Annotated in this window: 25 protein-coding genes; 23 read left to right on the top strand and 2 right to left on the bottom strand. The window is 61.8% G+C overall.

From position 1 onward, the window contains the following. The 18 genes from DSOUD_RS11820 to DSOUD_RS11735 all read left to right on the top strand — a co-directional run bounded on the left by DSOUD_RS11820 (position 1) and on the right by DSOUD_RS11735 (position 18,942). A complete protein-coding gene (locus DSOUD_RS11820; protein WP_053551208.1) occupies positions 1–966 on the top strand; it encodes a peptidylprolyl isomerase in 966 nt (321 codons plus the stop codon). Next, a complete protein-coding gene (locus DSOUD_RS11815) occupies positions 963–2,015 on the top strand; it encodes an SMP-30/gluconolactonase/LRE family protein (protein ID WP_053551207.1) in 1,053 nt (350 codons plus the stop codon). Before DSOUD_RS11820 ends, DSOUD_RS11815 begins: the two co-directional genes overlap by 4 nt. Positions 2,016–2,142: 127 nt before the next feature. Next, positions 2,143–2,922, top strand: coding sequence for a hypothetical protein (locus DSOUD_RS18710; protein WP_053551206.1), 780 nt, complete (start codon positions 2,143–2,145; stop codon positions 2,920–2,922). Between the two features lie 10 nt (positions 2,923–2,932). Next, a complete protein-coding gene (locus tag DSOUD_RS11805) occupies positions 2,933–4,030 on the top strand; it encodes a cytochrome c3 family protein (protein ID WP_053551205.1) in 1,098 nt (365 codons plus the stop codon). Between the two features lie 211 nt (positions 4,031–4,241). Continuing rightward, a complete protein-coding gene (locus tag DSOUD_RS11800; RefSeq protein ID WP_053551204.1) occupies positions 4,242–5,450 on the top strand; it encodes a type II secretion system F family protein in 1,209 nt (402 codons plus the stop codon). Positions 5,451–5,471: 21 nt separating this feature from the next. Further along, positions 5,472–7,202 (top strand): GspE/PulE family protein, encoded by a 1,731-nt coding sequence (locus tag DSOUD_RS11795; RefSeq protein WP_053551203.1) that lies wholly within the window; start codon positions 5,472–5,474, stop codon positions 7,200–7,202. Beyond that, on the top strand, positions 7,199–8,113 hold the full coding sequence (pilM, locus tag DSOUD_RS11790) for a type IV pilus biogenesis protein PilM (RefSeq protein ID WP_053551202.1): 915 nt from the start codon (positions 7,199–7,201) through the stop codon (positions 8,111–8,113). The genes DSOUD_RS11795 and pilM overlap by 4 nt, the downstream gene beginning before the upstream one ends. A gap of 9 nt (positions 8,114–8,122) precedes the next feature. Continuing rightward, positions 8,123–8,680, top strand: a complete 558-nt coding sequence (locus DSOUD_RS11785) for a PilN domain-containing protein (protein WP_053551201.1) — start codon at positions 8,123–8,125, stop codon at positions 8,678–8,680. A 1-nt stretch (position 8,681) separates the two neighbouring features. Next, the gene (locus DSOUD_RS11780) at positions 8,682–9,254 is read left to right on the top strand and encodes a type IV pilus inner membrane component PilO (protein WP_053551200.1); all 573 of its coding nucleotides are present in this window, start codon (positions 8,682–8,684) and stop codon (positions 9,252–9,254) included. Between the two features lie 331 nt (positions 9,255–9,585). After that, a complete protein-coding gene (locus DSOUD_RS11775; RefSeq protein WP_053551199.1) occupies positions 9,586–10,047 on the top strand; it encodes a hypothetical protein in 462 nt (153 codons plus the stop codon). Continuing rightward, entirely contained in the window at positions 10,044–12,593 is a 2,550-nt protein-coding gene (locus tag DSOUD_RS11770) for a cohesin domain-containing protein (protein ID WP_053551198.1), read from the top strand. Before DSOUD_RS11775 ends, DSOUD_RS11770 begins: the two co-directional genes overlap by 4 nt. Before the next feature lie 15 nt (positions 12,594–12,608). Then, on the top strand, positions 12,609–13,091 hold the full coding sequence (locus tag DSOUD_RS11765; RefSeq protein WP_053551197.1) for a prepilin-type N-terminal cleavage/methylation domain-containing protein: 483 nt from the start codon (positions 12,609–12,611) through the stop codon (positions 13,089–13,091). Between the two features lie 5 nt (positions 13,092–13,096). Further along, positions 13,097–13,507, top strand: coding sequence for a type IV pilin protein (locus tag DSOUD_RS11760; protein WP_053551196.1), 411 nt, complete (start codon positions 13,097–13,099; stop codon positions 13,505–13,507). Between the two features lie 4 nt (positions 13,508–13,511). Beyond that, complete coding sequence (gene ftsE / locus DSOUD_RS11755) at positions 13,512–14,177, top strand: cell division ATP-binding protein FtsE (protein ID WP_053551195.1); 666 nt, start codon at positions 13,512–13,514, stop codon at positions 14,175–14,177. A gap of 60 nt (positions 14,178–14,237) precedes the next feature. Next, positions 14,238–15,134 carry a permease-like cell division protein FtsX gene (gene ftsX, locus DSOUD_RS11750; protein ID WP_053551194.1) on the top strand — a complete coding sequence of 299 codons (897 nt, stop codon included), beginning with the start codon at positions 14,238–14,240 and terminating at the stop codon, positions 15,132–15,134. A gap of 40 nt (positions 15,135–15,174) precedes the next feature. Further along, complete coding sequence (locus DSOUD_RS11745) at positions 15,175–16,299, top strand: murein hydrolase activator EnvC family protein (RefSeq protein WP_053551193.1); 1,125 nt, start codon at positions 15,175–15,177, stop codon at positions 16,297–16,299. 47 nt (positions 16,300–16,346) lie between these two features. Next, complete coding sequence (locus tag DSOUD_RS11740; protein ID WP_053551192.1) at positions 16,347–17,666, top strand: S41 family peptidase; 1,320 nt, start codon at positions 16,347–16,349, stop codon at positions 17,664–17,666. A gap of 130 nt (positions 17,667–17,796) precedes the next feature. Then, positions 17,797–18,942 (top strand): divergent polysaccharide deacetylase family protein, encoded by a 1,146-nt coding sequence (locus tag DSOUD_RS11735; RefSeq protein ID WP_053551191.1) that lies wholly within the window; start codon positions 17,797–17,799, stop codon positions 18,940–18,942. A 10-nt stretch (positions 18,943–18,952) separates the two neighbouring features. Here the strand turns inward: DSOUD_RS11735 and DSOUD_RS11730 are convergent, their stop codons facing one another. Next, positions 18,953–20,350, bottom strand: coding sequence for a ParA family protein (locus tag DSOUD_RS11730; protein WP_053551190.1), 1,398 nt, complete (start codon positions 20,348–20,350; stop codon positions 18,953–18,955). 90 nt (positions 20,351–20,440) lie between these two features. Between DSOUD_RS11730 and xseA the strand changes: the two genes are divergently transcribed. Genes xseA through dxs form a run of 5 tightly spaced genes read left to right on the top strand, consistent with a single transcriptional unit; the run spans position 20,441 to position 25,587 of the window. Continuing rightward, positions 20,441–21,631, top strand: coding sequence for an exodeoxyribonuclease VII large subunit (xseA, locus tag DSOUD_RS11725; protein ID WP_053551189.1), 1,191 nt, complete (start codon positions 20,441–20,443; stop codon positions 21,629–21,631). Further along, positions 21,628–22,482: a M23 family metallopeptidase gene (locus DSOUD_RS11720; RefSeq protein WP_053551188.1), complete on the top strand. Its 855-nt coding sequence runs from the start codon at positions 21,628–21,630 to the stop codon at positions 22,480–22,482. Before xseA ends, DSOUD_RS11720 begins: the two co-directional genes overlap by 4 nt. Positions 22,483–22,536: 54 nt before the next feature. Beyond that, complete coding sequence (xseB, locus tag DSOUD_RS11715) at positions 22,537–22,764, top strand: exodeoxyribonuclease VII small subunit (RefSeq protein ID WP_053551187.1); 228 nt, start codon at positions 22,537–22,539, stop codon at positions 22,762–22,764. A gap of 11 nt (positions 22,765–22,775) precedes the next feature. After that, entirely contained in the window at positions 22,776–23,666 is an 891-nt protein-coding gene (locus DSOUD_RS11710; RefSeq protein ID WP_053551186.1) for a polyprenyl synthetase family protein, read from the top strand. A 22-nt stretch (positions 23,667–23,688) separates the two neighbouring features. Beyond that, on the top strand, positions 23,689–25,587 hold the full coding sequence (dxs, locus tag DSOUD_RS11705; RefSeq protein WP_053551185.1) for a 1-deoxy-D-xylulose-5-phosphate synthase: 1,899 nt from the start codon (positions 23,689–23,691) through the stop codon (positions 25,585–25,587). 126 nt (positions 25,588–25,713) lie between these two features. Here dxs and DSOUD_RS11700 read toward each other — a convergent pair whose 3' ends face one another. Next, positions 25,714–26,694 carry a response regulator gene (locus DSOUD_RS11700; RefSeq protein WP_082351246.1) on the bottom strand — a complete coding sequence of 327 codons (981 nt, stop codon included), beginning with the start codon at positions 26,692–26,694 and terminating at the stop codon, positions 25,714–25,716. Positions 26,695–26,822 lie beyond the last annotated feature (128 nt).

Below are 26,822 nucleotides of genomic sequence, written 5' to 3'. Positions count from 1 at the left end.
ATGGTTTTTGCCAGATGGTTCAGGTTGTCAACTCTTGTCGGGGCTCTGGTTCTGACCGGTTTGTCGTCCCAGGTGTGTGCCGAAGGCGATATCGTCGCCAAGGTGGGAGGCGTTTCTCTGACCCGGTACGAGCTCGATCGGGAAGTGCAAAAGATCATGCCCTTCAATGTCAGTTTTCATGGGAAGGTTTCCCAGGAGAAGATCGATGATATTCGCAATCAGGCTTTAACCGCTCTTCTGGAGAGGGCCTATAAGGTCCGCTTCGCTCTCGCGGAAGAAATTTCCGTTGCCAATGAGGCCGTCGAAGAGGAAATGGCCAAATACCGATCAAAATTCGAATCCCAGGCCCAGTTCGAACAGGCCTTGGGCGCCGAAGGTCTCAGTGCCTTTCGCGGCTCCATCTATCGCGAGCTCCTAGCAAAAAAAGCCGAAGCGGTCGCCGTGGATTCAGGGGTCAAGGTGACCGACGAAGAGGTACGTGCCTTTTATGACAAAAACAAGTCCATGTATATGCGCCCCAGGCAATTCAAGGCGAGCCATATCCTGGTGAAAGTCGATCCCGCTTCGAGCAAGGCCGAACGGGACGTGCTGTTGAAAAAAGCGCAAGGGCTGGCTGCCCAGGCCGAGGCCGGCGAAGATTTTTACAATCTTGCCTATTACAATTCCGATGACCGCTCCAAATACGTCGGAGGAGATCTCGGTTACTTTCACGAGGGGCAGACCGTTCCCGAGTTCGAGGAGGCCTTGGTCAAGATGAAGCCGGGAGAAATTGCCGGCCCGATAAAAACCATGTTCGGATATCACATCGTCAAACTCGTTGAGCTCAATGAGCCGCGGCAACTCAATTTCGAGGAAGTGAAGGATAATCTCCGCCAGAGCCTGGAAAAAAAGCAGAGAGAGAATCTCTATGACGCGTGGATGAACGGCTTGAAGGCCCGCTTCGAAGTGGAGCGCTTCGACAAGTGATCCCCCTGCCAGCGGGACGATTTTTCCTGATTCTGCTTTTCGGCGCATTTCTCCTTCCCGGTTGCGCCGCACCGCGCACCGCCGAGATTGCCTGGAATGAGGCCGGCGTCGATCGGGTCTGGCCTTCCCCCCCCTCGACTCCACGCATCAGATACCTGCGGACAATTTCCGGCACCGGCGATTTCGCCAGCGACGGGGCAGGGGCGCGCTTTCTGCGGTGGGTCGCCGGAGATCCCGACCGGGGTCCTGACCTGCAATCTCCCTACGGCGTCGCCGCCGACGGTGATGGGCTGATCTGGGTCGCCGATTCGGGGACGCAGGCTGTCCATGCTTTTGACCTGGCCCGGGGCAAGGTGACCTATCTGACCAACTTCGGCAAGGAACGACTCGTGACTCCCGTCGGGCTCGCCGTCGACAGCCAGCGCCGCATCCTTTATGTCTCCGACGCCGGATTGGGAAAAGTCTTTGCCGTCGATTACCAGGGGGATCTCCTGGGGCTGCGCGAGCCGCCGGGGGGGTACGGCCGACCGGCGGGGATGGCCACGGATCTACAGGGCAATCTCTATGTCGTCGATGTGGTCAAGGGGCTAATTGCCGTCTTCTCACCGGAGGGAACCTTTGTCCGGGCGATCGACGGACACCAGCTGGAGGGGGGTGGATTCAACCTTCCGTCCAACGTCTTTGTCGATCAGGCCGGGAACGTCTTTGTCACCGATTCTATGAACTTCCGGGTTGCCGTCTTCGATCATCGGGGAGACGTTCTGGGCACTATCGGGGAACTCGGGGACGGACCGGGAACCCTCGCCCGACCGAGGGGGGTCGCCGTCGATTCCCGAGGGGATGTTTTCGTCGGCGATGCGGCATTTGACAATATTCAACTCTTCGATTTGACGGGGCAACTCCTCCTTTATTTCGGCAGCCCTGGAAATGGGCCCGGTGAGTTCGCCCTTCCGGCCGGCCTCTTCATCGACCGCTTTGATCGCCTCTACGTCGCCGATGCCCATAATCACCGGATTCAGATCTTCCAGTTCCTTTCCGGAGATAAATGATCAGGGGCGCCGCAAGTCATTTTCTTGGAAGACGGCGGCCTGGCACTATTGTTGCTTGCTTATTTCTGCACCTTGATGGTCTCGCTACAAAATCAGGGGAGCGAAGCCGTCGTTCCTGGAGAAATTGATGAAGTATCTGCACTTTTTGGTTTTAATCGTTCCTTTGGCGCTTCTTTCGGCCGGCTTCTCCTTCGCGGCGACGATCAGCCCCCGTTCCCTCGGGTATGACACCGGAGCGGCGGGCGTCACCGGTCGCAACGCCAATCCGCACAATCTTTCCAATCGCAACGACGGCACGACCCTGCATGCAACCAACGGGGAAGACCGCATCTGCGTCTTCTGTCATACGCCCCACGGGTCGTCTCCCCAGACCCCCCTGTGGAACCGTCCCAATCTCGCCAATCCCGACGCAAGTTATCCTCTGTATGCCGGCGCCCTCGTCATCAAAGCGATCGGCGGCCCCGCCAAGTACGATTATTCGGTCCAATACCCCAACGGGGCTTCGCGGATGTGCCTTTCCTGCCATGACGGCGTGACCGCGGTGGGCAAGGTGCTCAACGGAGCCGACCTGGCCACCCTGACCATGCCCCCCAACGGCATCGTCGATCTGAGCAAGTCCCATCCGATTTCCTTTGTCTACAACGCCGCTGTCCTCACCGGTCTCAATCCGGCCAATTACCAACTGCCGGTGACGGACGCCAAGGTTCCCCGCGATGCCGAGAGCCGCATGCAGTGCACCACCTGTCATGATCCCCACCTCGACACCAAGGATCCCTTTCCGGGGTATTCGCTCCCCTTCTGGCGAAACTACACGAGTGACGAGGCTCTTGATTACGATGCCACATGCAATGAGTGTCATATCGGGGGGGCCTATAATCCTGCCGTCCCGCCCATGCATAACTTTTAAGGCGATCTTTATGGTCTGGTGTTTGTTGTTCATTTTTTTGACCCTGGGCGGAGCAGCGGATTCCTTTGCGGCTCCTTCCGACCAGGGGATTCTCCAGGGGATCCACGGCGACCGCTCCATCATGCCCAAATCGTGCCGGGCCTGCCATCGCGGTATGTCCATGCGGGTCAGCGGCGAGGAGTCGACCTGCCTTTTTTGCCACGGCAACTCCTCGGATCGCGGACTGATGGTCTCCGCCGGCTATCTGGGGCGTTCCGGGGGGTATGAGCTGGCGAACATCGATGCCGAATTGCGCAAACCCTATGCCCATCCGGTCCGTACCGTGGAGGGGGCGCACCGCTCCTTCGAAAAACTCCCCGAGGAGGTCGTCAGTGCCCCTCGCCATGCCGAGTGTGTTGACTGTCATGATCCGCATCGTGTCGACCGGGATGCACCCTTTGCCGGCCTCCCCGGGAAACGGGTCGGCAACTTCATCGCCGAAATCGACCAGGAATACCAGCTCTGTTACAAGTGTCACTCGGAGAGCGCCAACCTGCCGGCGCGGTCGACGGACAAACATGCCGAATTCAAAATCACCAACCCCTCTTTTCATCCCGTGGAAGGGGAGGGGGCCAACGCCTATGTGATCAGCCTCAAGGAACCCTATGCGGCCCGGAAGCAAAATCCGGCCGATGTTTCCCAGATCACCTGCGGCTCTTGTCACGGCAACGATGACCCGGCCGGTCCCAAGGGGCCGCACGGCTCGCGATTCCGTGGTCTGCTGAAGGCCAACTTCGAGATGGAAGACGGTCGGGCGGAATCCGAGACGTCCTACGCCCTCTGTTACGACTGCCATGACCGGACCAGCATCCTCGGCAACGAAAGCTTCGCCTTCCACGCCCAGCATATCCAGGGAACCGGTGCCGGAGGGGAGGGGGGGACCTCCTGTTTTACCTGCCACGATGCCCACGGCAGCACCCGCTATCAGTACCTGATCCGCTTCAACGAGGAGGTGGTGCTCCCCAATGCCGACTTGAAACTGGAATTCAAGGCTCAGGGGGTCGCCTCCCGGCACGGTTCCTGTCTGCTGAAGTGTCACGGGGTGGAGCACAATCCCAAAGAGTATTAAATGAAATTTTTTCATTGCTGATAATCGGCCGGGCGGTCTTGACTGCCCGGCCTTTTTATTCAAATGTTGTAAACTCTCTTTTCCTTCGTTCCTGTGCGCCTCGCTCTTTAAGACGTGCTTCGGGCATCCCGTCATTCTCCGAGCCAAGGTGAAGGACGCCCCAAGGGTTTTCCATTCAAATTTCATCGAAGGTATGGTATCTATACGCGCTATGTCATTTTTCCATTGTAAAATCGGTACCGCCGACGGACGGGTCGTCGAGAAGGATTACCAGGCTGCCAGCGGCGACCTGCTCAGGGAAAGCCTTGAAGAGCAGGGTTTTTTCGTTTTTTATGTCAAGAAACAGCGTTTTCAGTTTTTGCGGGGATCGGACGCCTTTCGGGCGCGTCTCGGCGGCCGACGCTTTCTTTCCTTCAACCAGGAACTGCTGGTTCTCCTCCGTGCCGGTCTCCCCATCCTTCAGGTCCTTGACACCATCATCGAGCGGACGGAACCGGGGGGGATGCTCGAGGTGCTTCGCGAGATTCGGGAGGATGTCCGGGGGGGGAGCGTTCTGTCCGAGGCCTTCGCCAAGATGCCGGGATACTTTCCCCACCTCTATCTGGCGGCGATCAAGGCCGGAGAACGCACCGGCGATCTGCCGGTGACCATCGCCCGCTTCATCGACTATCAGAAGCGGGTCGAAACCCTCAAGGCCAGGGTCCGCAGTGCCGCCTTTTACCCGATACTGCTGTGCATCGCCGTCACTGTCGTCCTGCTCTTCCTGATGCTCTATGTCGTTCCCACGTTCACACAGATCTTTGCCGACGCCAATGTCAAACTGCCGATTCTGACCCGGGCGCTGATCGCCGTCGCCGAGGGGCTGACGCAGAGTCTGCCGACCCTGGTCCTTTCTCTGGCGGCGACGGTGGTGGCCATCCGGCTCTTTATCCATTCGGAACGGGGGGCGCTCCTTCTCGACCGCTTGAAACTGACCCTTCCCTTTGCCGGCGGGCTCCTTCTGGATTATGCCCTTTCCGGCTTTTGCCGGACCTTTGCGACCATCCTGAAGAGCGGCATTCCCATCGTCCAGGCCATGCAGATGGCGCGGGGGACCCTCAATAACCGGATTCTGGAGAGAAAACTTGGCGCCGCCATCCAGCGGGTCGAGGAGGGGAGCGCCGTTTCTCTGGCCCTGGAGGAGACCGGGTTCTTTCCGGTGATCGCCCTGCGGATGATCGCCGCCGGGGAAACCGGCGGAGCCCTCTCCGATATGCTCGGTGACGTCTCCGAATATTACGAGAGCGAGGTGGAGCGTCGCCTGGATCGGCTGACCACCATGATCGAACCGCTGATGATGATGGGCATGGGGCTCTTGATCGCCGGCATCGTCGTCGCCATGTATCTGCCGATCTTTCAGATGGGCGCAACCGTTGGATGATTTACCTCAGAGGCCGTCAGAATGAGTTTGCAGCGCAAAAATATCGGTGAAATCCTCATTGAAATGGGCGCCCTGACCCCGGCTGAGGTCGACCTGATCCTCGAGAGGATGCAGCTGACCAAAAGTCGCTTCGGCCAGACCGGAGTCGTCGAAGGGTTTTTTCCGGAGGAGATGCTGGCCCAGGCCCTGGCCCGGCAGTTTCACCTGGAATACCTGGACCTCGAGGGATTTTTCCCCGACTCAGAGCTTCTCTCATCCCTTCCTTCCGGCATTCCGCTGCGTTATCAGATCCTTCCCCTTGAGCGCCTCGAAAAGAGCCTGGTCATTGCCGTCGCCGACCCCACGGACGTGGCCGCTCTGGACGATCTCGAGATGCTTCTCGGCACCTCTCTGATCCTGAAGGTTGCGGCGCCCGGGAAAATCACCCGGATCCTCGAACGGGGGGAAGGGTCGAAACGCGTTCTGCGCGAGGTTTCCGAAGATTTCAAGCTGCAGCTGGTCAAGGAAACGGAAAAGGGTGAAGAAGTCCTCTCCATCGAAAAACTCACCGCCGACACCAGTCCCATCATCCGCCTCATCGATTCCACCCTCTTCGATGCCCTGACCAAGCGCGCCAGCGACATTCATATCGAGTCGACGCAGGAGGGCGTGGTCATCAAGTATCGCGTCGACGGCGTCCTCTTCCGTGCCACCGAGCCCCTGGCCGCCCGTTTTCAGAGCCCGATCATCTCCCGCATCAAGGTCATGAGCGAACTCGACATCTCCGAGCGGCGCATCCCCCAGGATGGCCGTTTCAAGGTGCGCCTGGGAGGGAAATCCATCGATTTTCGCGTCTCCATCATGCCGAGCATCTTCGGCGAGGATGCCGTCATCAGGATCCTCGACAAGGAATCCATCGCTTCCGATCTCAAGGGGCTGACCCTCGAGTCCCTTGGGATCAGCACCCGGGAAATCGTCCGCATCCGTCGCATGATCCGCGAACCCTACGGCATGGTGCTGGTCACCGGCCCCACAGGGAGCGGCAAGACCACGACCCTGTATGCCGCCCTCTCCGAGATCAACAATGAAGAGGAAAAGGTCATCACCATCGAGGATCCGGTGGAATACCAGGTCCGCGGCGTGGTGCAGATTCCCGTCAACGAAAAAAAGGGACTGACCTTCGCCCGGGGGCTGCGCTCCATCCTCCGCCACGACCCCGACAAGATCATGGTCGGGGAGATCCGCGATCCGGAAACGGCGCAGATCGCCGTCCAGTCCGCCCTGACCGGTCACCTGGTCTTCACCACCGTTCATGCCAACAACGTCTTCGATGTCCTGGGGCGATTTCTCCACATGGGGATCGATCCCTACAATTTCGTTTCCTGCCTCAACTGTGTCGCCGCCCAGCGCCTGGTGCGCAAAATCTGCATCCACTGCAAAAAGCCGGTCCACTACGACCGCCAGACCCTCGAGGAATCGGGGCTCAATTACGAGCGCTACCGAGATTTTTCCTTCTACGAGGGGGCCGGATGCGAGGAGTGCCACGGCACCGGTTATCACGGGCGCAGCGCCATCGTCGAACTCCTCGATCTCAATGACGAGCTGCGCGAGCTGATCGTCAGCAAGGCCCCCGTGACCCGCCTGAAGCTGGCGGCCCGGCAGGCGGGCACCATCTTTTTGCGGGAGGCCGCTCTGGAAAAGGTCTTTTCCGGAGACAGTACTCTCAAGGAAATCAATCGCGTGACCTTTGTTGAACAGGTGGAGGCCCTGTGATATCAAGAACCTTTATCGGTCTCGATGTCAGGGCCAATGAACTGCGGGCCGTTGCCCTGCGCCGCAAGGGGCGCGGCACCCTGCTGCAGGGGGCCAGGGTCGTGGCCCCCCGCGACGGCATCCTGGCGATCTCCGGTCGGGAAGCCAATATCCTCGACCGCCGGCGATTTATCGAAACCGTTCATGACCTCCTCGACCCCCTGGCCGGACGGGAAGAACGGATTGCTCTTTCCCTCCCCGACGGGACGGGAAGGATATTGCTGACGGAAGTGGAGACGACCTTCAAGACGCAGGCCGAGGGGGTTGAAATCCTCAAATGGCATTTGAAGAAGAGCCTTCCTGCCGACCCCCGGGAGGTCCAGCTCGACTATCAGGTCCTTGATAAAAACGATTCCGGCCGTTACCGGGTCGTGGTGTCGGTGATGGTGCAGAAAATATTGCATCAGTATGAGGAGGCGTTCCTTGAGGCCGGTTACGCCCCGGCGGTGGTCGATTTCTATTCGATGAATCTGCACAATTTTTATCGCCCCCGCCTTGACCTGGGGACCGATTATATCCTCGTCGGCGTCGAAGGAGAGGTTCTGAGCCTCCAGGTCGTGCAGGGGCGAATTCTGACCTTCTCAAGGGTAGCCGACGTGCCTCTAGATCCCGCGCGGGTCTTTTACGAAATCAACCGCTCGCTGGTCGGTTTGCGGGGATCTCAACCGGGACTGCGCCGCATTGCGGTCTTTTTGCACAGCGACTGGGACGACCCTTTACCGCTCAAGGATGCGGTCGCCTCGGCCTTTGACTGTGAGGTCGTCCTCCTCGATCCCCATCTCGAGCGACTTGCGGCTTCCCCCCTGGATTTTTCATCTTCCCGCGCCCGCGCCCTGCTGGCGGCGGTGGGTGCGGCCGAGCGGATGATGTGAGGTGAAGAAATGAATCTGAATCTCAATCTGGCCAGCCGCGCCTATGTCAACCGCCAGGCGCTCTTTCTCTGTTACACTCTGCTGATCGCACTGCTGACGGTTTTTCTGCTGCTGTTGGGAAACTCCTATTACCGGCTCCATGCCGACAACGGCCGGATCGCCGCCCAGTTGGAGGAGATCAACCGGGATCTCGGTTTTCAGGGGTCGGCGAGTCAGGAAATTACCTCTCCAGCCTATCAAAAGTTGCAGGAGCGGGTGGCCCTGGCCAATCAGCTTCTGGTCAAGGACAGTTTCCGCTGGACGGCGCTCCTCGATCACCTCGAAGAGGTGGTCACCGACGGCGTCAGAATCCGTTCCATCCAGCCTGATTACCGCCAGGGGGGACTCAAGCTCATCGGCGTGGCTCGCGGACTCGGTGATCTGCGATCGTTTCTCGACCGTCTGATCGCCTCGCCGCACTTCTCCGAGGTTTTTTTGCTCGACCAGGCCAGCGTGGCGATCAAGGACAATCTCGGCCAGGATCATTCGTCCCTGACCTTCACCATCGATCTGAAAGGAGCCTTTTGAGATGAGCGCAAAACGCCTCCTTGCCGCCGCCTGGCGGGTGAACAGGGTCTTTCCGGTGGCGATTGCTCTGCTGCTCTTGGTCAACCTTGCCGGTTTTCTCCTGTTTACCCAGGTTTATTCTCCGCACCATGAGGACCTGAAACGGGAACTGATCCAAAAGCAGGGGCTGGCTCGTCAGGCACGCCTTCAGGGGAAGGTCGTCCTTCCGCCCCAGGAGGCCTACCGGCAGGGGGAGGAGGGGCTCAACGCTCTCAACGAGGCGATTCCTGACCGCACCGAATTTACCGCCCTGATCGGCGAAATCTTCTCCCTGGCCAAGGGGGCGGGGCTCGGCATCGCCAAGGTCGGATATCAGCCGAAGTCCCTCCCCGAGCGGGGGCTGCTGGAATATACTCTCGATTTCGGGGTCACCGGCGACTACCTGCAGATCAAACGCTTTATTTTTTCCCTCGAGCAGTCGCCCCGGATCATCATTATTGAAAAAGTCGATATGAGTCGCGTCAAGGAAACCGACAGGGAGTCCGTCGGCCTCGGGATCCGCCTCACGACCTATTTCAAGTCGGACATTTCATGAACAAGCAGAAAAAAGTCCTCCTTCTTTTGCTCGGAGTCCTGGTCCTCTCCCTGGGCTATGCCTTCTGGCGCACGCCGAAACAGGAGCGGGTGACTGCGCCCCCGCCTCACCGGACCCCGCCCAAGGGCGCACCGGCCGCAGATGCACCTGCGGCGGCGCAATCGGAGTTCCGGGTGCAACTCGAACTGTTGGAGCGAAAAGAGACAAAATTCCCCGGGGCCAGGAGGGACATCTTCGGCCCCCTGTACCTGGTCAAGCCTCCCGCGCCCCCCCGCCGCCGCCCCCGCCCGTTGCCCCTCCCCCCCCCAGGGTCGAGGCGCCGGCTCCGGCCATGGAAACCGTGCGGCAGCAGCTGGCACGCTTTACCTTCCTCGGTTTTTTGGAGAAAGATCGGGAAAAGACCATCTTTCTCTCCAGTGCCGACGATATTTTCCTGGTGAAAAAGGGGGAGAGCCTGGGGAAAAACAAGGAATACCTGGTGACCGAACTGACCGCCGAAAAGCTGGTTTTGCAGTACCGGGATGACCCGCGCAAGATTACCGTTCCTCTCCTCGAGCAGACCCCCCTGACGCCGACGATGATGCGGATGCCGGCCTTGCCACCATCGGCTCAGCCCGAGAGTTCAGGACGTCCGGCACCCGGCGGTTTCGTCCGTCGCTATCCGGGACGGGGCCTGCCGACACCGCCAGCCCCTGAGGAAGAGTCAGCTACCGAACCCCTTGAGGTCCCCGCCGACCTGCTGCAACCTGTACCCGGCAGTGAAGAGCCGCCGGCAGAAGAGGTCAAACAATGAACGTGTTGTGGATAAAAAAATTCGTGACGGTGCTGGTTCTGCTGAGTCTGGTCAGCGGCTGTGCTTCGGGGCACGGTTCCTTCAAGAGGGGACAGGACTATGCTGACAAGGGGATGTACGATGAGGCCGTGGCCGCCTTGGCCCTGGCTGTCACGGAAAACCCCGAGAGCCACGAATACCGGATGAAGCTGCAGACCGCCCGGGCGAAGGCGGCGCAAAAACATCTTCAGACCGGGCGCAGGGCGGGAGACCAGGGGGATTATCGGGCCGCCGCCCAGAATTTCAGCCAGGCCGCCGCCCTCGACCCGACCTTGGAGGTCGCCAGGCAGATGTTGGCCCAGGCCCAGGAGCTGGTGCGCTCCGAAGAACTGACCAACGACGCCGAGACTCTCTATCGCGGACGGCGCCTTTCCCAGGCCAGAACGACCCTGGAGGAGGCGATACAGCTCAACCCCGCCAACACCCGGGCCCGGGAGCTGCTGGAGAAGACCCGCCAGGAGAAGCTGACGACCATCGACGGCTTCGAACTCGATGTCGCCTCGGACAAGCCGATCACCCTCAAGTTCAAGGACGCCAAGATCCGCGACGTCTTCAATATCGTCTCCAAACTTTCGGGGATCAACTTCATCTTCGACGAGGACATCAAGCCGCAGAGCGTGACCGTTCTCCTCGAAAATGCGAGCTTTGCCCAGGCTCTCGAACTCCTCCTGAGGATGAACAATCTGGGAAAAAAGGTTCTCAACGCCAAGACCATCATCATCTACCCCCGGACCAAGGAGAAGGACAAGCAGTACGAGGACCAGATCATCCAGATTTTCTACCTCTCCAACATCGACGCCAAAAAGGCGGTGAATCTGCTGCGCACCATGCTCCAGCTGCGCAAGGTCTACGTCCACGAGGAACTCAACGCCCTGGTCATCCGCGACTCGCCCGATGTCATCAAGCTGGCCCAGCAGGTCATCGAGTCCGCCGACCGCGCCGACTCGGAGGTCGTCTTCGATCTCGAGCTGGTGGAGATCAGTCACACCGACAATCTCAACATCGGGGCGCGACTCGATACTTACCAGGTCAAGGGGGGGTTCGGCGAGCCGGGGATCTCTCCCCCCGCATTTGTCGGTTTGACTCAGCACTTCAAGCCTCTTGATTTTCTCTACACCATTCCGAATGCCACCTTCGATTTCCAGAAGTCCCTCAGCGACGCCGAGATCCTCGCCAATCCTAAGATTCGGCTGAAAAACGGCGCCAAGGCCAAGGTCCACGTCGGCAGCCGCGAACCGATCGTCACGACCACCAACAACGCCAACGGCGATGTCACCTCGACCAACATCCAGTATGTCGACGTCGGCGTCAAGCTCGACCTCGAGGCCAAGGTCCAGCTCGACGGCACCGTCCTCACCAAGGTCAATCTCGAGGTCAGCAACAAGGGGGCGACCGTCGGTACCGAGCAAAACATCGCCTTTGCCATCAGCACCACCAACGCCATGACGGAGCTGGTCCTCAAGGACGGCGAGCAGACCATTATCGGCGGCCTCATCAGGGACGACGTCAGCAACAGCAAAACGACCTTTCCCATCCTCGGCCGCATCCCGCTCCTCGGTCCCCTTCTCAGCGGGTACAAAAAGGACAAAACCAAGCGGGAAATCCTCCTGTCGATCACCCCGCACATCGTCAAGAACGTCGACATCCCCGGAGCCAGCGCCGGTACCATCTGGTCCGGCGGCGAAGACGATCTCCGGGCCGGAAAGAACTTCGGCTCCTTTGCCACCGCCTTCAAGGCGGCCACGGAACCGGTCCCTCTCGAGGTGGCCCCGGCCCGGGTTGAACTCGGCGACACCCCGGCCTTCCCGCCGGAGCCGGAGAATCTCTTCCCGCTGCCGGCCGCCGAAGAGGCCCCTGTCCCGACCCCTCCCGTTCCCGAGGAGGTTCTCCCCCTCGAACCGGTCCTCCCCGTCCCCCCGGAGTCCGGAGTCGCACCGCAGGGGATGCCTCCGGAGCTGCCGCCGTCGGCCGATGCCGGGTCCGCTCTCCCCGGCGAGGCCGCTGTCGCGCCGGTTATCGTCCCACAGGAGGAGACTGCGACCGAGCCGGTGGAGAACGTGACCCTTCCCCCCCTCGACCTCCCTCCGGTCGCTGCCGACTCCCGGGTTTTTGTCACCGGACCGAATCTGGTGAACGCCGGCGAAACCTTTACGGTCGAGGTGGCGGTCGACGAGGTGCAGAATCTTTACAGCGCTCCGCTCTTCGTGACTTACCCTCCCCAGCTTCTCGATTTCGTCGCCGGCGAAGAGGGGACCTTTCTCCGCCAGGGGGAGGCGTCGACGATCTTCACCTCCAGTCCCAACCGGGAGCGGGGGCAGCTGATCGTCGGCTACAAACAGGGTCTCGGCGGCGCCGGGGCCAGCGGCGGCGGCGCTCTCTTCCGTCTCACCTTCAAGGCTAAGGCGCCGGGGATGGCCGAGATCGCCCTGGATCGTATCAACTTCCGGGACCCCGCGGGAAATCGCCTGTCGGTCGTCCCTGCCGGACTGCAGGTGGAGGTCCGCTAGTTGAGAATTTGCGGTTTGTCCCAAGGGAGAGCGGGTCAGCGGGGTCTGACCCTGATCGAGCTGGTGATCGCTCTGGCGATCCTGGCGATTCTGGCCGCCGCGGTTCTGCCGATGGCCGAGATGACCGTCAAGCGCACCAAGGAGATCGAGCTGCGCCGGTCGTTGCGCATTCTGCGCACCGCCATCGACGAGTTCAAGGCCGATTACGACAAGGCCAAGTCCGAGAAGAAGATCATCACGTCCATCAACGAAACGGGTTATCCGAAAGAGCTCGACGATCTGATTAAGGGGGACGACTGGGGCGGAATGTACCCCTTCAAACGCCGCTATCTGCGGCGGATTCCCAAGGACCCCTTTGACGAGTACGACCTCGGCTGGGGACTACGCTCCTATGCCGACGATCCCGATTCGACCGTCTGGGGGGGGGAGGATATCTACGACGTCTATTCCCAGAGCGAAAAGACCGGTCTCGACGGAACCCCCTACAACACATGGTAAAGGGAATGAATCGATATAATCCGACCATCGATCGGCAGCGGGGTTTTACCCTGATCGAACTGTTGATCGTCATGACCATCATCGGCATTCTTGCGGCCATCGCCGTCCCCAGTTACCAGCGTCATGTCATCAAGGCCCGCGAAGCCGTCCTGATGGAGGATCTCTACCAGATGCGCCGCGCCATCGACGCCTATTTCGCCGATCATGCCAGTTATCCCGAATCCCTCGAGGAACTGGTGGAAAAACGCTATCTGCGGGGGCTTCCGCGGGATCCCTGGACGGAATCGGACGCCACCTGGGAGACGATCCCCCCCGAGGCCACCGGGGAGGAGGATGTCCCCATCGGCGGGGTGTTCGACGTCAAGAGCGGCAGCGATCGGGTCGGTCTCAACGGCATCCCCTATAACGAATGGTAGGGCGATGATCCAGATCTATAATGTCTGCAAGGCCTACCAGAAGGAGTCCTCGGCGCTCAACGACATCACCCTGAAGATTCCCAAGGGGGATTTCGTCTATCTGACCGGACCTTCCGGGGCCGGCAAGTCGACCCTTCTCAAGCTCCTCTACTGCGCGGAAAAGCCGAGCCGGGGGCAGATTCTCATCGACGGGCTCAACATCACCCGCATGGGCCCCCTCAAGATCCCCCGCCTCCGCCGCCGTCTCGGAGTGGTCTTCCAGGACTTCAAACTCCTCAACAGCCGGACCGTCTTTGAAAACGTCGCCTTCCCCCTCGAGGTGCAGGGGAAAAAGCGCTACGAGGTCAGTAAAAAGGTCTATCAGACCCTGAAGATGGTCGGTCTCGAGCACAAGCTGCAGCGCCATCCCCTGGAACTCTCCGGCGGCGAACAGCAGCGGGTTGCCATCGCCCGGGCGCTGGTGGTCGATCCCCTGATTCTGCTGGCCGACGAGCCGACCGGCAACCTGGACCCCGAGGTGACCATGGAAATCATGGAACTCTTCAAGGGGGCCAACGCCCGTGGGACCACGGTCGTTCTGGCCACCCACGACCGGGAGATGATCCGCCGCTTTCCCCGGCGCGTCGTCTCCCTGGACGGCGGGCGGCTCGTCGACGACCGCACGCCCTGAGCGTCCCGTCGATCCCGTCGTTCCCGCTCCCTTTCACCTTAATTTCTTGAGGTCTCTTCCGTGTTCGAACGTCTTCTTTATTTTCTGAGAAGAGCCCTGCGCAATATGCGCCAGAGCCCCTTCCTCTGCACCGCCGCCATCGGCACCGTGGCCGTCTCCCTGGCCATCATGGCCTTTTTCGCCATCATCGTCCTCAACGTGCAGCAGGTGACCCGCCACTGGAGCCAGGAGGTTCAGGTGGTCGCCTATCTCGACCAGGTCCCGCAGGAAGAGGTTCTCAAGGGGTGGATCGACGAAATTGCCCGCCTCCCCGAGGTGGAAGGCGTCTCCTTCGTCAGCCGCAGCGAGGCCTTCGAGGCCTTTGGCAAGCGCCTCGGCGCCGACAGCGATCTTCTCGACGGACTCGACAAGGATATCCTTCCCGCCTCGCTGGAGATCGCCCTGAAGGAGGACTATCGCAACCGTCAGGGGGTCGCAAGGGTCGTCGAACACCTCAGGGGACACCAGGGTCTCGGCGATCTGCGCTACGGCCAGGACTGGCTGGAACGTTTCGAATCCTTTCTCGATCTGCTGCGGTTTTCCGGACTCGTTCTCGGCGGATTCCTCCTCTTTGCCGCCCTCTTCATTGTCTCCAACACCATCAAGCTGACCCTCTACGCCCGTCGCGAAGAACTGGAAATCATGGTTCTGGTCGGCGGCACCCCCCTCTTCATCAAGATTCCCTTTCTCCTCGAAGGGGCTCTGCAGGGGGCTCTCGGCGGACTCGTCGCACTCGGCTTTTCCTATGGCCTCTTTCAACTCTTTTTGCAGCGCGGACTCTCCTCGCTGCTGCTGGCCTCGGGAGTGAGCAGGATCGTCTTTCTCCCCGTAAACGATCAGGTTCTTTTGATTGCCGCCGGAACCGCTCTCGGCTTCGTCGGAAGCCTGGTGGCCCTGCGCAAGTTCGTGCGGGTTTAGAGCGGTGACCGGGGGCAAAGGATATCGGCCGTGGCGGCCGTTGTGGTCGGGACTTTTCCTTCTTCTCGCCGTCGCCCTGCCGGCACAGGGAGAGGACCTGACCCAGAGTCGCAAGAGCCTCAAGGAGCTGGACCAGCAGATCCGCCAGACGACCCGGAACCTCGAAAAAAAGAGGAGCGCCGAGCGCTCTCTGGTCGACGAATTGAAGATCGTCGACGATGAACTCGAGGCAACCCGCCGGCGGGTCGGTAAAATCAGCGGGCACATTAAGCTTCTCGATGAACAGGTCCGGGCGGGAGAGGAACGGCTCCGCGAGGTCCACCAGGGTGCGGAAACCGCTGAAAAACGCGTTCGCAGGCGTCTTGTATCCCTCTACAAGGGGGGAGAGGTCGGACTGCTGAGGGTTCTCTTTGCCTCGGCGACCCCCGCCGAAATGGCTGAAGATTACGACTATCTCGGGCGGATCGTGCGCCGGGACCGTCTCCTCCTGGCCGAATACCGCCGCCAGCAGGCCGCCCTCGAAACCGCCCAGAGACAGTTGGCGGAACTGCGCCAGGATCAGCAGGCCGCTCTCGAGGCCCGGCGGGCCGACCAGGAGAACCTGCGTCAGGCCCTTCAACGCAAGGCCACCCTTCTGACGGAGGTGCGCCGCGACCGGAAGGCCCTCGCCAGGGCCCTTGACGACCTGAGGGAAAGGGCGGAGCGGTTGACGGCCCTGGTCAAAAATCTTGAAACGGGTCAGGCCCGGGAGTATACTGGAAAGCCTGGTGTTTTCCAGGGACAGAAGGGGAAGTTGCCCTGGCCGGCCAAGGGACAGGTCAAGGTCGGTTTCGGCACCTGGCGTCATCCGGACCTGGGGACCCTGTATGACAGCAAGGGGCTCGAGATTGCCGTCAGCGGCGAAAAACCGGTGAACGCTGTCTGGCAGGGGGAAGTCGTCTTTGCCAGCTGGTTCAAGGGATACGGCAACCTCCTCATCGTCGATCACGGCGACAGCTATTTCACTCTCTACGCCCAGGCGGCGCGCCTGAACAAAAAGGTCGGCGATCGCGTGGCCGCGGGGGAGCCGTTGGGCTTTACCGCTCCCGAGGGGGCTGTTCTCTATTTTGAAATCAGACAGGGTGGAACTCCTGTCGATCCGGCGAGGTGGCTCCGCCCCCTTTAATCACCCCTGCCGGGGGGTGAGACATCAATGCCATGAGGAGAGTTGCGATGGGGAAAGGAAAGCGCACGACCGTGCTGCTTCTGCTGCTGGCACTAGTTTTCGCCGGCTGGATGTCGACCGGTCGCGCCAACCGCATTGCCTTTGCCGAGGCCCCGACCCGGTATGAGGAACTGCAGCTCTTTACCGATGTCCTCTCCATCGTGCGCCGGAGTTATGTCGAGGAAGTGAAGATGAAGGACCTGGTCTACGGGGCGATCAACGGCATGCTCGCGGCCCTCGATCCCCATTCCTCCTTCATGCCTCCCGACGTCTACCGGGAGATGAAGATCGAAACCAAGGGCGAATTCGGCGGCCTCGGCATCGAAATCACCGTCCGGGACGGCATCCTGACCATCGTCTCCCCCATCGAGGATACCCCCGCCGCCCGCAGCGGGCTGCAGGCCGGAGACCAGATCCTCAAGATCGAAGACCGCTTCACCAAGGATATGTCCATCATGGAGGCGGTCAAGCTGATGCGCGGCCCCCAGGGGACGGAAATTTCGATTACCGTGATGCGCCAATCCCTGGACAAACCGAAGGTGTTCACCCTGACCCGGGAAATCATCAAAGTCAAAAGCATCAAGGCCCGGACCCTCGAAGACGGGTTCGGCTATCTGCGGATTTCCCAGTTTCAGGAACAGACCACCGCAGATCTCCATGCGGCCCTCAAGGCCCTGAACGAAGAGAACGGCGGGAGTCTCCGGGGTCTGGTCCTCGACCTGCGCAACAACCCCGGCGGACTCCTCGACCAGGCCGTTCAGGTCTCCGACACCTTCCTCTCCAGCGGACTCATCGTCTACACCGAGGGGCGCGAGGAGGGGAGCCGGATGAAATTCACCGCCCATCAGAGAGGAACCGAACCCGATTTCCCGATCGTCGTCCTGATCAATGGCGGCAGCGCCAGCGCCTCGGAAATCGTCGCCGGCGCTCTCCAGGACCACGGGCGCGCCGTGATCATGGGGACCCAGAGCTTCGGCAAGGGATCGGTACAGACCATCATCCCCTTGAGCGACGATTCGGGGCTGCGCCTGACCACCGCCCGTTATTTCACCCCCAGGGGGCGCTCCATCCAGGCTCTGGGGATCGTTCCCGATATCGTCGTTCACCCTGTGGAGGTTCAGGAGCTCCCCGAGGGGAGTCAATTCCGGGAAAAAGATCTGAAAAACCACTTCGAATCGAAGGGCGCCCCGGTGAAGGAGCCGCTCCCACCGACGGACAGGAAATTCAACCTCGGCGAGGCCGATTTGACCGACTATCAGTTGATGCGGGCCCTCGACCTCCTCAAGGGATGGCAGATTTTCCAGGGGCTGGCGGGCCGGGCCGCCTGATTCGACCATCGCTCGGCGAGATACGGGGGGGCCGCCGGTCCCCCTTTTTTTCGCTCTTCATTCTCCCCCCTTCCTCCGGAATTGACGGGACGGAGCCGGAGAACCTTCAACGGGAAAAGAATCGTAATTCATGCCTCCGAGAAAAAAAACACGCGGCAAGAAACGCCCCGTCTCCAAAAAATCGGCAAACCAGCACCTCAAGGTGGGACTGGCACTTCTGTTTCTCCTGGTTTTTCTCATCGGCGCCCTGGTCTTTCTGGGACAGCTCCGCAGCCGTCTCCTCCCGCCGCCGGCAAAGGTTGTCCCCGTGGCCGAGAGCGTGATTCTCGAGGCGATGCGGGTGGAAATTGAAAGTGCCCTGCTGCGCAGCGGCGCTTCCATGGAGGGGCTGGAAATCATCGCCGAGGGGGGCCGGACGCGGTTTGTCGTCGTCGCCGACTTCCCGGCGGCCCCCCTTCTGGACAACCTCGATCGCCGGCTGCAGCAGATATCCGCCGATATCCGCCTCGAGATCCGTCGGCAGCAGGGGGAGGTCGCCATCCACCGGGGGGAGACCCTCCCCTTTCTCCTGCAGTTTCGGCTTCCGCCGCCGCTGGAACCTGCCGGCAAGAGGCCGCGCCTGGCGATCATCATCGACGATCTCGGCCGCGACTTGGAGACGGCCCGGACCCTGGCCGGCATGGATCTCGAGCTGACCTTTGCCGTTCTCCCGGGAACCGAGAACGCCTCGCGGGTGGCCACCCTGGCGCATCGTTACCAGCGGGAGGTCATGGTACACATCCCCATGGAGCCCCTGAGCTACCCCGCAACAAACCCCGGGCGCGATGCCCTCCTGGTCGGGATGTCTGCGGAGGAGATCCATCGGCGTTTTCATGGGTTTCTGGAGAGGGTTCCCTACGCCGTCGGCGGCAATAATCACATGGGGTCGCGTTTTACCGAAAATCGTCCCGGGATGGCGGCCGTTATGCAGGTCATGAAGGGGGAGGGGTTGTTTTTCGTCGACAGCCGCACCTCGGCGCACTCCGTCGCCTACGACGAAGCTCGGCGAGCGGGGTTGCCGGCCGCCGGACGGGACGTTTTTCTCGACAACGTCCAGGATGTCGAGGCAATTGTCGTCGAGATTCGGAGGCTGGTGCGGCTGGCCAAGGCACAGGGGACGGCGGTGGGAATCTGCCATCCCCACCCCGAAACCCTGGAGGCGCTGCGCCGCGAGGCGGGGATATTCCGACGGGAGGGGGTCGAACTGGTCCCTGCCTCCCGATTACTGGTTCGCTAAAGGAGAAGGCTCAGGGCAACTGGGACGCGATGCGGACGGCGGCGCCGAGAAACGGTTGGTGCAGATCGTCATAGAGGATTTCTTCGGGGAGGTCCGAGCCGACGCGGCGGATCAGGAGAAAACGATCGCCGAGAAGCCCATCGCCTTCGATCAGGGTGCGGGCCAGCAGGGCGGTGAGCCCCTGTTTCGCCACCCCCGGAGAGGATTCGAGGTCCTTGAGATCGATGATCTTGCAGGACACCTCGAGCCCCTCTTCGTCGAAGCGGTAAAAGGCGAGCTGCTGGCGGTGGAAATTGACCGTACTCGCCCCCCGGCGCAGGACAAAGTAGGATCGCTGGGCCGATTCACGAAACAGCTCCCGCAGCGGGTCCGTGGTGCCGATCTCACGCTTTGAACGGTAGAAATGGCGAAAGACCGCCTCGGAGAAGCATTCATCGTCCAGGTAGCCGCAGAGGGCCTGGTCGGAGGTTTCCCAGTAATAGCCGGCGTTGATGATTCCCTGCGCTTCGACCAGTTGTTTGCCGCAGAGCGGGCAGTCGGACTCAAGCCGCAGCCGCCGGGCGACGAAGGCGTCGCTGCGGCAGGTTACGGCCTGCTCTTCTTCCCTTTGAACCTGGCCCAGGCGCCTCTCCGGCTCCTTGATGACCTCCAGGTAGATCTGCCGGGCGAGATGGGTGAACTGGACATGGACGTCGGTTCCCCGGCCGTGGGTGAGCACAGGGTAGATCTTACCCTCGGGGTTGGTGCTCAGGGATTCGACCTTGGGACTCTTGGCCACGAACCCCTCCATGCAGCGATATCCCCGGTTGATGGCGTACCCCTTGAGAAGCTGATAGGTATCCTTGAAGGGGCCGTCAAAACGGATGCGGGTATCGACCAGGCAGGGGAGGATGCGCAACGGCCGCCGCGAGAGCTGCTGGCTGTCGAAAAAGTCGTAGAGGTTGCGGCAGTTCTCCAGGGACGGCGCGTCCTTTACCGGGACGATCACCCGGTCGGCGGCAAAGAGGGCGTTTTGGGTGTAGACGTCGAGGTCGGGGCGGGTGTCGATGATGACGATCCCTTCCAGCGCCGAGGCGGCCAGGACCCGGGCCAGGACGTCGGAGTTTTTGATCCGGTCGCGGATCTGGTGGAGATTTTTGCTCGAGGGGATGAACTGAACTCCGTACTGGCCGATTTCGATTATTTCCTCGGCGGCGCGACCGTTCATCAGGTCGGCGACGTCGCCGCGCCCCTGGGTACGACCGATGCGGAACATCCGGTCGACGGTAAAGTGGTTGTCGAAGCTCAGAAGCGTGACCGGCAGCTCCTCATTGAGGGCCTTGAGGTAGATGGCCAGATTGGTGGCCAGGGTCGTCTTGCCCACCCCCCCTTTTTCGCTGGAAATAGTAACCACGTACGGATGTGCCATGAAAGATCCTTTGGCTCAGGTGAATTTACCATATATAGGGGAATTGCCCCGATTTGTCAATTTTAAACCCCAAGATATGGTGGTGACCCCATGGCCGAACCAAACCGCATCCTGACCGTCTCCAGGCTCAATGCCCTCCTCAAGGAGCTGGTCGAGGACAATTTCGTCCAGGTCTGGGTCGAGGGGGAACTCTCCAACTATTCCACCCCCGCCTCGGGGCATGCCTACTTCTCCCTCAAGGATGCCTCCAGCCAGATTCGCGCCGTCATGTTCCGTTCCCATCTGCGTCTCCTCCCCTTTCGCCCCGAAGACGGGATGAGCGTGGTCTGCAGCGGCCGGGTCTCCCTGTACACCCAGCGGGGGGAACTGCAGCTGGTGGTGGAGAGCCTCGAGCCCCGCGGGGTCGGCTCCCTGCAGCTGGCCTTCGAGCAGCTCAAGGCCAGGCTCGCCGCCGAGGGGCTCTTCGATGCCGGGAGGAAGCGCCCTCTCCCCCCCTTTCCAGTCACCATCGGGGTGGTGACCTCCGCCACCGGTGCCGCCATTCACGACATCCTCCATGTCCTGCAGCGCCGGGCCGCCGGGGTGAGGGTCCTGCTCCGTCCGGTGCGGGTGCAGGGGGAAGGGGCGGCGGCGGAAATCGCCGCGGCCATCGCCGATCTCAACCGCCACGGAGGCGCCGATGTCCTCATCGTCGGTCGGGGAGGGGGGTCTCTCGAGGACCTCTGGGCCTTCAACGAGGAGATCGTCGCCCGGGCCATCCATGCCTCAAGGATTCCGGTGATCTCCGCCGTCGGACATGAGGTCGATTTCACCATATCCGACTTCGTCGCCGACCTGCGGGCGGCGACGCCGAGTGCCGCCGCCGAACTGGTGGCCCGAAGCCGCCTTGAACTGGAGGGGCACCTGGACCATCTGGTGTTGCGCCTGGCGGCCCAGATGCGCGGGCGCCTCGAACTCCTTCGGGAGCGGGTTGCGGGGTTGAACCGTCGCCTCCGGTCCCCCCGGGGGGAGCAGGCCCTGTCGCGTCAGCGCTACGAAGCCCTCGAACGGCGTATGAAGCAGGGGATGGACGCCATCCTTCTTGAGGCGAAGAGGGAGGTCGGCACTCTTTCCGGAAAGCTCGACGCTTTTTCGCCGCTGCGCACCCTGGCGAGGGGGTATGCCATCGTCGAAAAGGACGGCCGGGCGGTGCGGGACGCCGCCGCCCTTTCCGTCGGCGACCGGCTGCGGATCCGCTTCGCCCGGGGTGAGGTCGGCGCCCGGGTGGAGGAGAAGGGATGAAACTCGGCCTGTCCCTTCTGCTGCTCCTCCTCTTCTGCGGGGAAGCTCCTGCTGCCGGATTGTCGGTGACCCCTGCGGTCATTGCCGCAGGCGGTGCGGCTCTGTTGCGCTGGGAGGGGGAACCGCCGGCGGTCGCCGTCGGCCGTTTCAACGGCCAGAGCTTTTATCTGACTCCCGGTGCCGACGGAGCCACGGCCGTTGTCGGCGTCGACCTGGAGGCGGAGCCGGGGGATTTCCCCGTTGTCGTTGCTCTCACCGACCGCCGGGGGCGCACTGATATTGCCGAGGTCACCCTCCGGGTGCAGCGGATCCGGCGGCCGGAAGAGCGCCTGACCCTCCCGCCGGAGATGGTCACACCCCGAAATCCGGCCACCCGGCAACGGATCAGGGAGGAGAGCCGGCTGCTGGCCGAACTCTTTGCCGGCACGCGTCCTGGGTTTCTCCCCGAGGCGTTTCTCCTCCCCGTATTCGACCCTCTCGGCAGCCCCTTCGGGGTGCGCCGCATTCTCAACGGCGAGCCGAGGTCCCCCCATGGGGGGGTCGATTTCCGCAGCCCGCGGGGGACGGCCGTCCGGGCGCCTGCCGCAGCCCAGGTGGCTTTTGTCGGCGATCTTTACTACACCGGTCGCACGGTGGTTCTCGACCACGGCGAGGGGCTCTTTTCCCTCTATGCCCATCTCGAAGAAATCCTCTGCCGCCCGGGAGACCGGCTGTCCCGGTCGGCGCTCCTCGGTCGGGTCGGCAGCAGCGGGCGTTCCACGGGGCCCCACCTTCACTGGGGGGTAAAGCTGCGGGGAGCCCGGGTCGATCCCCTCTCCCTGGTCGACCTCCCCCTCGGGGAAAAGCCTTGACTCACCCCTTCCGGGGGGCAATAATCTGAGCAACATCCAAGTAAAGGACCGGCAATGGCAAAAAAAGAATCGTTCGAAATCGTCCTGCGGGACCTGGAGGACGCGGTGGCACGCCTCGAAAGCGGCGAGCTCTCCCTCGAGGAGTCCCTGACCTGCTTCGAGCGGGGGGTCAAGAGCGCCGCCTCCTGCCAGAAGCTCCTCAAGGGCGTCGAATTTCGTGTCGAGCAGCTTCTCAAGGATCAGGACGGGAGACTGCATGAAGAACCTCTTGACGGGGTTTAGCAGGGAGCGGCATGGATCTGAAAAACTATTTTGAAGAGCGTCTGTCGCGCGTCGACCGGCTTCTCGACGCCTGTCTGCCGAAGGAAGACACCCTTCCGGCGTCGCTGCACAAGGCGATGCGCTATTCGGTCTTCGCCGGTGGGAAGCGGATCCGGCCGATCCTGATGATCGCCGCCTGCGAGGCTGTGGGCGGGGACGTGGCGAAGGTTCTTCCCGCCGCCTGCGCCATGGAGATGGTGCATGCCTATTCCCTGATTCACGATGACCTGCCGGCGATGGACGATGACGACTTTCGCCGCGGCCGGCCGACCAACCACAGGGTGTTCGGGGAGGCAAACGCCATTCTCGCCGGCGACGCCCTCCTCACCGAGGCCTTTATCCTGCTGAGCAACCCCGAGTCCAACCGCGGGGTTCCCGCCGAAACCCTGCTCCGGGTCATCCACCTCATCGGTCGTTGCGCCGGTTCTCTGGGGATGGTCGCCGGCCAGGTGGTCGACATGGAATCGGAGGGGACGGAGGTCGACCTGCCGACCCTCGAATACATCCACACCCACAAGACCGGGGCGCTGATCCTGGCGTCGATTCAGACCGGCGCCCTCCTCGGCGGCGGGAGTGAAGCGGCCCTGGCGGCGCTGACCCGTTACGGCGAGGCCTCCGGCCTCGCCTTCCAGCTGACCGACGACATCCTCGACGTCGTCGGCGACCAGGAGGTTCTCGGCAAGGACGTGGGGAGTGACCTGGCCCGGGGGAAGGCGACCTACGTCGCTCTTCTCGGCCTCGAAGGAGCCCGGCTCCGGGCCCGCGAGCTGCGCGATCTGGCCGTGGCGGCCCTCGCCCCGCTGGGCGAAGGCGCCGAGCCCCTGCGGCGCATCGCCCACTATATCGTCGACCGCTCCTCCTAAAGGGACAAAGGATCGTTCACCCATGATTTATCTGAAAAATCTCGCTTCGCCTGCCGATCTCAAGGGATTGACCCTCTCCCAGCTCGAGGAGCTGGCGGGCGAAATCCGCGAGGCGATCCTCGAGACGGTCGCCCAAACCGGCGGTCATCTGGCGAGTTCCCTGGGGGTTGTCGAACTGACCATTGCCCTCCACAGGGTTTTCGATACCCCCGTCGACAAGATCGTCTGGGATGTCGGTCACCAGGCCTACGCCCACAAGCTGCTCACCGGACGCCTCGACCGGTTCGCTACCCTGCGTCAGTTCGGCGGCCTCAGCGGCTTTCCCAAACGGGAGGAGAGCCCCCACGACGCCTTCGATGTCGGGCATTCCAGCACCTCCATCTCCGCCGCCCTCGGGATGGCCGCCGCCCGCGACACCCTGGGAGGGAAGGAGAAGGTGGTGGCGGTCATCGGCGACGGGTCCCTGACTTCGGGCCTGGCCTTCGAAGGGCTCAATCAGGCCGGTCATCTTAAAAAGGACCTGATCGTCGTCCTCAACGACAACGAAATGTCGATCTCACCCAACGTCGGCGCGCTCTCCTCCTTTCTCAGCCGCAAAATGACCTCCGATTTCGTCGTCCGCTTCAAAAAGGAGACGGAGCAGTTTCTCGTCAACCTCCCCCGCTTCGGCAAGGACCTCCTCAATCTGGCCCGGCGGGCCGAGGATTCCCTGAAGAGCTTTCTGACGCCCGGCATGCTCTTCGAGGCCTTCGGTTTCAACTACGTCGGCCCCATCGACGGGCACCGCCTCGAGGAGTTGATCGAAACGTTGCAGAACGTCTCCCGCCTCCGGGGACCGACCCTGATACACGTCGTGACCAAAAAGGGGAAGGGCTATCCTCCGGCCGAGGAGAACCCCGCCCTCTTTCACGGCGTCGGGCCCTTCGATCGCCCGACCGGCCAGGTTTTGGGCGTGAAAGGGGGGCTCAGCTACACGGCCGTCTTCGGGCGCACCCTGGTCGAGCTGGCCGAAAAGGACGAACGGGTGGTGGCGATCACCGCCGCCATGGCCGAGGGGACCGGTCTCAAGCTTTTCGCCGAGCGCTTTCCCGGGCGTTTTTACGACGTCGGCATCGCCGAGCAGCATGCCGTGACCTTTGCCGCCGGGCTGGCCTGTCGGGGGATGCGTCCCGTCGTCGCTATCTATTCGACCTTTCTGCAGCGCGCCTTCGACAACGTTCTGCATGACGTCTGCCTGCAGAACCTTCCGGTGACCTTCGCCCTCGATCGGGGAGGACTGGTCGGCGCCGACGGTCCGACTCACCACGGCGTTTTTGACTACTCCTTTCTGCGCCCAATCCCCAATCTCGTCTTTATGGCGCCCCGCGATGAGGCGGTTTTGCGTCGGGCGATGGCGACGGCTGTGGATTATGACGGCCCCTTTGCCTATCGCTATCCCCGGGGTGACGCCCTCGGCCTTCTTCTTGAAGGAGCGGCGGAGCCGCTGCCGGTGGGGATCGGGGAAAAATTGCGCGACGGGGAGGACGGAGTGATCTTTGCCGCCGGGACCACCGTCGCCGCGGCCATGGAAGCCGCCCGGACGCTGGAGGGGGAAGGCCTCTTTCTGACGGTGGTCGATCCCCTTTTCATCAAGCCCCTCGACCGGGACCTGATCGCCGCCGAAGCGCGCCGCAGCGGTTTTGTCGTCACCGTGGAAGAAAACGTTCTCCAGGGGGGATTCGGTTCGGCGGTCATGGAACTGCTGGCCGAGGAGGGGGTGGCGCCGCGCATGCTGATGATCGGTCTGCCGGACCGGTTTGTCGAACAGGGGAGTCAGAGCGCGTTGCGCGCTCTTTACGGGCTCGATGCCGCCGGAATCGCCGGGCGCATCCGGGCCGCCCTCGGTCGGGAGGCGGGGTCGCGCAAGGCGGCCGCTTCCTAGCCTGTCGACAGGCTCCCCGTCTTTTCCTTTTGCACCCCGTTCCGCCAGAAACAAAGAAAGGCCACCCTCCGGATCGAAACCGGAGTGGTGGCCTTTTTGTCTGGGCAGAAACTGCGGGAAGGGGGGTCAGGCGCCGGCGGACGGCTGACTTTTGCCGCGTTTGAGATTGTGTATGATCCCGGCCTTTTCCAGGGCCAGGGCGGCGTGGTGGGAGAGCTGGATCAGGAAGTGAAGCTCCTGCTCGCCGAAACGCTGGCTGCTGCCGTGCCCGGAAAGGACGACTATACCGACCACGCGTTTTTTCAGGAGGAGCGGCGCCGCCAGCAGGCCGGGAAGTTCGAGGAGTCCGTTTTTTTCCGTGGAACCGGCCAGGGCGTCGAGATGCTCCGGGAGGTTGCCGGCCACCAGCACCGGTTTCCCCTGGCGGGCGATCTCGGTCGTCAACCCCTCGGGGAGGCCGCCGGCGTACTGACGGCACAGGGCAATGGGGATTCCCTGGCTGACCTTGAGGGCGAGCCTTCCGGTGGCGCGGTCGAAAAGGGCGAGAAAACCCCGCCGGGCCTGGACTTCATCGACGGCCGAGGTCAAAAGTTCCATGAAGAGGTCTTCGATGTCGATGGCGGTCGCCAGCCGTTCGATGGAGTCGTTTAAGGCTTTCATCATTTTCAGATTGCGGGTCAGTGCGAGATTGTTCTTTTCCAGTTCGGCGATCAGCGCCGCATTGTCATGGCGCAGCTGGATGTGGCTGAAGACGCGATCCAGGGCATTGTAGAGGATTTCGCCGGTATCGATGGGCCGGACGATGAAGTCGTAGGCGCCGTTGCGCAGGGCCTGGAGGACGTTGTAGGAGGAGGCGTTGTGGGTGATGAGGATCACCTCGACGTCGGGGCGGTGCTCCTTGATCTTCTTCAGCAGGTAGAGGCCGCTTTTGGCCGGGAGTTCGGTCTCCGTCAGGACAAGGTTCACCGGGACGGCAGCGACGATCGCCAGCCCTTCCTCGCAGCTTGAAGCTTCCAGCGTTTCGATCCCCCTGTCGGTCAACAGGCGGCGCAGATGGTCGCGGCGGTCCTTGGCATGATCGACCACCAGTATTTGTTGACTTACCATCGGGAAAAACTCCTGATTACGCTTTGGGGATAGCCGAGTGGATTAATAGGTCGATTCTATCAGGAAATGGAGAAAAAGAGGTAATTTTGATGGGTTCCGCATTTTTGTCTGCCGCCGGCCCTTTGCGG

This window comes from Desulfuromonas soudanensis (genome assembly GCF_001278055.1).
In the GTDB taxonomy this organism is placed as follows: domain Bacteria; phylum Desulfobacterota; class Desulfuromonadia; order Desulfuromonadales; family WTL; genus Deferrimonas; species Deferrimonas soudanensis.
Note: the sequence above shows the minus strand (reverse complement) of the source record. Positions and strands in the feature narration are given on the sequence as shown.

Bases quoted from the DNA above. Each gene is read 5' to 3' on its own strand.
- DSOUD_RS11785 (WP_053551201.1), top strand. From the start codon at position 8,123: ATGAATCTGAATCTCAATCTGGCCAGCCGCGCCTATGTCAACCGCCAG.
- DSOUD_RS11710 (WP_053551186.1), top strand. From the start codon at position 22,776: ATGGATCTGAAAAACTATTTTGAAGAGCGTCTGTCGCGCGTCGACCGG.
- DSOUD_RS11820 (WP_053551208.1), top strand. From the start codon at position 1: ATGGTTTTTGCCAGATGGTTCAGGTTGTCAACTCTTGTCGGGGCTCTG.
- DSOUD_RS11730 (WP_053551190.1), bottom strand. From the start codon at position 20,350: ATGGCACATCCGTACGTGGTTACTATTTCCAGCGAAAAAGGGGGGGTG.
- DSOUD_RS11770 (WP_053551198.1), top strand. From the start codon at position 10,044: ATGAACGTGTTGTGGATAAAAAAATTCGTGACGGTGCTGGTTCTGCTG.
- DSOUD_RS11740 (WP_053551192.1), top strand. From the start codon at position 16,347: ATGGGGAAAGGAAAGCGCACGACCGTGCTGCTTCTGCTGCTGGCACTA.
- DSOUD_RS11720 (WP_053551188.1), top strand. From the start codon at position 21,628: ATGAAACTCGGCCTGTCCCTTCTGCTGCTCCTCCTCTTCTGCGGGGAA.
- ftsE (WP_053551195.1), top strand. From the start codon at position 13,512: ATGATCCAGATCTATAATGTCTGCAAGGCCTACCAGAAGGAGTCCTCG.
- DSOUD_RS11775 (WP_053551199.1), top strand. From the start codon at position 9,586: ATGGAAACCGTGCGGCAGCAGCTGGCACGCTTTACCTTCCTCGGTTTT.
- DSOUD_RS11735 (WP_053551191.1), top strand. From the start codon at position 17,797: ATGCCTCCGAGAAAAAAAACACGCGGCAAGAAACGCCCCGTCTCCAAA.
- DSOUD_RS11760 (WP_053551196.1), top strand. From the start codon at position 13,097: ATGAATCGATATAATCCGACCATCGATCGGCAGCGGGGTTTTACCCTG.
- xseA (WP_053551189.1), top strand. From the start codon at position 20,441: ATGGCCGAACCAAACCGCATCCTGACCGTCTCCAGGCTCAATGCCCTC.
- DSOUD_RS11805 (WP_053551205.1), top strand. From the start codon at position 2,933: ATGGTCTGGTGTTTGTTGTTCATTTTTTTGACCCTGGGCGGAGCAGCG.
- DSOUD_RS11800 (WP_053551204.1), top strand. From the start codon at position 4,242: ATGTCATTTTTCCATTGTAAAATCGGTACCGCCGACGGACGGGTCGTC.
- DSOUD_RS18710 (WP_053551206.1), top strand. From the start codon at position 2,143: ATGAAGTATCTGCACTTTTTGGTTTTAATCGTTCCTTTGGCGCTTCTT.
- DSOUD_RS11795 (WP_053551203.1), top strand. From the start codon at position 5,472: ATGAGTTTGCAGCGCAAAAATATCGGTGAAATCCTCATTGAAATGGGC.
- xseB (WP_053551187.1), top strand. From the start codon at position 22,537: ATGGCAAAAAAAGAATCGTTCGAAATCGTCCTGCGGGACCTGGAGGAC.
- dxs (WP_053551185.1), top strand. From the start codon at position 23,689: ATGATTTATCTGAAAAATCTCGCTTCGCCTGCCGATCTCAAGGGATTG.
- DSOUD_RS11780 (WP_053551200.1), top strand. From the start codon at position 8,682: ATGAGCGCAAAACGCCTCCTTGCCGCCGCCTGGCGGGTGAACAGGGTC.
- DSOUD_RS11700 (WP_082351246.1), bottom strand. From the start codon at position 26,694: ATGGTAAGTCAACAAATACTGGTGGTCGATCATGCCAAGGACCGCCGC.